This is a genomic window from uncultured Campylobacter sp. (assembly GCF_937997465.1).
GTDB lineage: Bacteria > Campylobacterota > Campylobacteria > Campylobacterales > Campylobacteraceae > Campylobacter_A.
Map to the genome: position 1 here is coordinate 1 of NZ_CALKTQ010000261.1, position 2,993 is coordinate 2,993.

6 protein-coding genes and 1 pseudogene are annotated in these 2,993 nt (G+C 42.9%); 6 read left to right on the forward strand and 1 reads right to left on the reverse strand.

Annotation, left to right across the window (positions count from 1 at the left end; genetic code table 11):
- The 4 genes and pseudogenes from Q0546_RS08545 to Q0546_RS08560 all read left to right on the forward strand — a co-directional run.
- Positions 1-698, forward strand: a pseudogene (locus Q0546_RS08545) (hypothetical protein); the annotation flags it as partial.
- A complete protein-coding gene (locus tag Q0546_RS08550) occupies positions 695-1,009 on the forward strand; it encodes a hypothetical protein (RefSeq protein WP_298792189.1) in 315 nt (104 codons plus the stop codon). The pseudogene Q0546_RS08545 and the gene Q0546_RS08550, both read left to right, overlap by 4 nt.
- Positions 1,006-1,386 (forward strand): HK97 gp10 family phage protein, encoded by a 381-nt coding sequence (locus Q0546_RS08555; RefSeq protein WP_298792190.1) that lies wholly within the window; start codon positions 1,006-1,008, stop codon positions 1,384-1,386. The genes Q0546_RS08550 and Q0546_RS08555 overlap by 4 nt, the downstream gene beginning before the upstream one ends.
- Before the next feature lie 15 nt (positions 1,387-1,401).
- On the forward strand, positions 1,402-1,887 hold the full coding sequence (locus Q0546_RS08560) for a phage virion morphogenesis protein (protein WP_298792192.1): 486 nt from the start codon (positions 1,402-1,404) through the stop codon (positions 1,885-1,887).
- 115 nt (positions 1,888-2,002) lie between these two features.
- Here the strand turns inward: Q0546_RS08560 and Q0546_RS08565 are convergent, their stop codons facing one another.
- Positions 2,003-2,581, reverse strand: coding sequence for a hypothetical protein (locus tag Q0546_RS08565; RefSeq protein ID WP_298792196.1), 579 nt, complete (start codon positions 2,579-2,581; stop codon positions 2,003-2,005).
- Between the two features lie 22 nt (positions 2,582-2,603).
- Here Q0546_RS08565 and Q0546_RS08570 point away from each other — a divergent pair, with 22 nt between their 5' ends.
- Together Q0546_RS08570 and Q0546_RS08575 are read left to right on the forward strand one after the other, a co-directional pair.
- Positions 2,604-2,768, forward strand: coding sequence for a hypothetical protein (locus Q0546_RS08570; RefSeq protein WP_298792197.1), 165 nt, complete (start codon positions 2,604-2,606; stop codon positions 2,766-2,768).
- 29 nt (positions 2,769-2,797) lie between these two features.
- A partial coding sequence (locus tag Q0546_RS08575; protein WP_298792199.1) for a hypothetical protein occupies positions 2,798-2,993 on the forward strand: 196 nt, incomplete at its 3' end.

Consider the following 2,993-nt stretch of genomic DNA (forward strand, 5'->3'; position numbering starts at 1 on the left):
TCATCTCTCAAAGCCAAAACATAGCAAGAGTAAATCAAGCCAGAAAATACGATGCACCTTTTTATAAAGTTGTAGCCATAATGGACTCTAAGACCTCAGACATATGCCGCTCTATGAATGGGCGAGTCATACCGGCAGAGCATCTAGAAAGACAAGCAAACGCTATCACCGCGGCAAGGAGCATGGCTGCTAAAAAGGCGGCCGCCGTATGGAGAACTGCGCCCTATCTTGGCAGAAGCGACAAGATGGATGCAAACTTTGGGCTTCCGCCATATCACTTCCGCTGCCGCACCGAAGTAGTGCCGGTTTGGGTAGATGAGTATGAGATCGAGGGTGTTACGATGAAAGCCACGCAAGCGCCCGGTAAGGATGAAATTTTAAGACATATCGATAAGACTGGGGTGGAGAGGATACTGGACGGCAAAGCAGCAAACGGCGAACACGGACTAAAATATAGACTACAAAAAGATGGCAATTTAAGGCAAGGCATCATAAGGGCGCTAAATTCTATAGTCGCCATCGCTCCAAAAAAGGGCGAAGCGAACAAGACGAACGCCATAAGCCAAAATGGATATTTTCTAGTATTTGACGGCGTAAGGCTGGTAACGGCGTATAAACACGATGATATAAAAGAGTATTTTAAGAAACAAAGTGTAACATTAAAACAAGAGATCATAAAAAGATGGTGGCAAGAATGAGAGAGTTTATTTTATACGTAGATACCGCAGAATGGGGCATATACGCCAAGGGTTATGAGCTCTGGAACAACAAAGACTACGACAAAAAACGCAATAAAAAATACATGTTTGCTACCCTTTGTGTAAAAGATGGACTGATCATGGGGTTTTTTGATATATCTATCGACGACGAAACTATAAAAATAGCCAAAAATGACGAGTTGATGCAAGAAACCTGCGAGTTTGAAGTTCTCATACATGATAAATTTAAAGAGCGCTTTAGTGGTACTTTTGTAGACGCGTTAAAATACGCTCAAAAGACCTTTAAATGAACTTTAAAAGACATTTAAAAAACTTCCTTTTTCGTATAGGCTCGGGCATAGTTTTAAAGGCTAAATATACCGCTCCTATAAAAACGGGCAACCTCAAAAAAGATATTCAAGTATTTGACGACCGCATAGAAGGCCTCGAGATAGAAGTCGGAAACACAAAACTAGCTCCGTACGCAAAATTCGTTCACGACGGCACCGCTCCTCACGTCATAAAACCAAAAAAGATGAAAGCCCTGGCGAACGTAAAAACGGGGCAAATGTTTGGCAAAAAAGTAAATCACCCGGGCACTAAAGCAAATCCGTATCTTCTAAACGCCGCAGAGGACTTTTTTGACTCGCAAGACTTTGGCAAAGTCTCGCAGCGAGCGCTTTTGTAAGTCGAAAGATAAAGCATGAGCGTAGAAATAAACGGGCTTGAACAGATAAACCAGATGCTAAAGCGGCTCGAGGAAGGCAATGCCCTATCTCAAAGCACCTTTGATACTATCGGCAATATGATCTCAAACTCCATAGAATTTGCATTTGAAAACCAAAAAAGCCCGTTTGGGCAGAGCTGGAAGCCGCTTAAACAAAGTACGCTAGCCCAAAAAGTAAAAAGAGGCGGTTCGGAGCGCATACTGCGAGATAGCGGGCATCTGGCGGATAATTGGCATATAGCGTCCGATAGTAAAAGCGTAACCGTCTCGAATAATAGCTCGCATAAAGGCTTTGCCTACGGGCTATCTCATCAGTTTGGCGCAAACGCCGGACGCGGACATAAGTCAAAAATACCCGCTCGTCCTTTTTTGCCGGTCGATGAAAACGGAAAGCTGGAGCCGAATTTAGAGGAAAATATCAAGCGCTTTTTGGCTGCCGAGATAGCTAATAAGTTAAATTGACTTTTGAGGGTGAAAGGGCTATAATCATCTATGGCGCGAAGATGTGAACCCTAGCGGGTGCGTAACCACAGGACTAATACTCCGATGTTGCAGGTTCGAGTCCTGCCCGCGCCTACTACTTTTTGATTTTTACGAGTTCCCCGCCTATTAGCGCCTTTTCAAAATCGTCAATATCTACTTTGTCAAGCGTTATTACATAGTTGCTTTGCTTAAATTTATGGATAATCTTGCTGATTTCTATAGGAATTAAATTTATCTTCGTTTTGTCTTTACTGTCGTTAAATACGAATATAATGTTTTTATGTCTCTCTCGAAGATCTGCGTAGGCATTAGTCTCGTCGTTAAGTACCGATACGATTTGTTTCATCTCATCCACTCTAAAAGCGTGATCGTAGGCTGCTTTACGCTTCGGACTTGCGTGTGATAGGTGCTTTTTTGTTAGGATTATCCCGCTGCTATTTACGTCTAGCCCTAAAATTTTACTCGCGGCTTTTGCTAGAGCTTCGCCCAAAAATCCCACTTGCACCATATTTATCGGTGTTTTTGGATCATTCTTTATGATGATTTGCTCTACGGCCTCGTTTAACCCTTTTTGCCAAACGTATAAATTCTTATCCTGCTCGTAGTTTTTAAGATCGTTTTTTACTATATTTTTTAGTTCGCCGCTTAAATTTGCGGCCTTTTTTGCTAGCACGCTATCTAGGTTCTGGGCGCTTTTGCCCGGATTATATGCCCAGTCCTTGCTCGCTACATTTAGGGGCGTGCGGGGCGGCGACAATATAGAAAAATTTAAGGCCGAGATCGAGGATAAAGGCCTAAGCTATCTATCGGTTATGGGCGCCATTGATGCCGCTATCGAGGCCGAACGCTCAAAAAAGTAGAGAGGCTGCTTGCCTACATTGAGGCAAAAATGAGCCCGGACGAGTTCGGGCTTGATTATTACGAGGCTCTTATGCTTCGGGGGCTTCAAACAGCAAGCGTAGTAAAGCGAGACTTTAACGGCGGATATTTTGAATGCGAAACTATCGTTTTAAAGGCTTTTTGTAAGCGTTTTAAAATAGATTTTTTGTGGATGTTTGAAATTTCAAAGGCGTTTAATAGGATTT